This is a genomic window from Xenorhabdus innexi (assembly GCF_002632485.1).
GTDB classification, from domain to species: Bacteria; Pseudomonadota; Gammaproteobacteria; order Enterobacterales; family Enterobacteriaceae; genus Xenorhabdus; species Xenorhabdus innexi.
Window position 1 is genome coordinate 1 of the sequence record NZ_NIBU01000158.1, and the last position, 1695, is coordinate 1695.

Annotated in this window: 3 protein-coding genes; all 3 read right to left on the reverse strand. The window is 38.5% G+C overall.

Features of this window, described 5'->3' with window-relative positions; genetic code table 11:
• Window positions 1-101 precede the first annotated feature (101 nt).
• A complete protein-coding gene (locus Xinn_RS20675; protein WP_086953606.1) occupies window positions 102-857 on the reverse strand; it encodes a Thoeris anti-defense Tad2 family protein in 756 nt (251 codons plus the stop codon).
• 269 nt (window positions 858-1126) lie between these two features.
• Window positions 1127-1381 (reverse strand): type II toxin-antitoxin system RelB/DinJ family antitoxin, encoded by a 255-nt coding sequence (locus tag Xinn_RS20680; RefSeq protein ID WP_086953607.1) that lies wholly within the window; start codon window positions 1379-1381, stop codon window positions 1127-1129.
• A 97-nt stretch (window positions 1382-1478) separates the two neighbouring features.
• Window positions 1479-1695, reverse strand: a 217-nt coding sequence (locus tag Xinn_RS22550; protein ID WP_211286045.1) for a hypothetical protein, incomplete at its 5' end; no start/stop codon positions are given.

A 1695-nucleotide genomic window follows, 5' to 3' on the forward strand; every position in this document is an offset into this window, starting at 1 on the left:
TGGAAAACGAGCTTGGGCTGAAAAGAATTTAGCTCAAATCTAAACTCACAGTGACACCCCAAAAATAGGTAACTGTCCGATCAAGTTTGAGTCAATACACATTAGTGCCAATAGCAGTAGAAACGTTTTTTACTTTTTGTCTCCGCCATCTGCATCAATATAGTTCCTAACTTCTGAGCTTCAGAGCCTTTAATATATATCTCGTACTCATAATCGTCAGAATTATTTATCAGGTTTGTTCCAAGGTTATAAGCTACACCATCGACCATTACATAAAGAGTTTTGTTTGCTATTAAATTATCCAACCTTTGTGCACTTTCTTTATCTTTATTAGCCATAAAAAACAACATAAAATTAAAATCATAAGAGTCGTCGCTCTTTTGATAACGCTCCCAACAGAACGCTTCAATTTCTGCAATATCTTTATTGCGTACAATGTTAGTTAAAGAACCCAAAGGTGATGTGCTTCTTACTATATAGCCCCAAATTTCGGCATTGCTAAAAACAGTCTTATTACTGTATGCTGAAGTAATATCAAACACTGATAGTTCCAATAAGCTCCAATCACACGATGTTAAATCATCTTGGCTCGGACTCCAAGGTTGTTCCTCGCCTTTATTTATCATCCAGATTTGAGGTGGAATATTTTCTCCATCACCACCAGTTGATTTTGGAATGAATTTTAAGTATTGATGGGGTACATCCCATTCGCTACGGTAAACCAAATTCCCTAAATACACTTGAATCATTGCCCAAGGAAATGAACCAACTGGTGCAACTGTATCATCAACTTTGACTTTATATTGTTCAGGATCAAACGAGCATTGTTTATTATCCAGCTTATTAACGTCAGACATAAACACCTCACTTTATTATTTGTTAAAGGTTATTTCAGCCTACTGCTAACTAGCCCGTTAATATTACTGGGGTCAAGCTTTAATCTCTATTGAATAACCTGTGACGAAATGAATACGCACTAAAATAAGGTGGCATATTATAAAGCCGGCCTGTTAGTCGAGTGCGTAATTCAGTGAGGTGTATATTTGAAGTTTGGTGCTAATTAAAAAACCGCACAAAGTGGGTTGGAGTGTCTGTTTATCGAGTAACTCGCTCATCAAACTCAATGTTAAATTTCATCGAGATTGACCCGGATGCGTTTCACGGGGTTTTTTAAGCGTGCCCGCACGACATCAAGAATATCTTCATCCTCATCCTGCTCTGAGACTATCACGGAGACTTCTGTAAACGGCAGCTTCTCGTTTTCTGCGACATAGCGTAGAAAGAGCCGCATGGCTTCGGAGGGAGACAGGTTCATTTTTTCAAAGGCCTGATACGCACTTTTTTTAAGTTCTTCGTCTACCCTAATCTGAATTGTGCTCATAGCATCACCCCATGTAATGACGTTTGTATTACATTGTATGTTATTTCGCCTGTGATGCAATGAGTTTGTGGATAATTAAGCCGTCCGTGGCTTGGGTTTAAAGTGCTCTATCCGGAATTAACATCATCTTATCAATGTAATAGCCGTATAATTTAGCAACGCCCTGAATAATCCCTTCTGGTATCGCCATTTTGTGAGTAAACGTATCAGCCCGCTTGGAGTGGTTATCGTAGATTTCCAATTTAACCGTGTATCTAAAATCGGGAGGTTTTACGTATCCTTTCTTTTTTACAACTCCGGTTATCCAGTGCTCA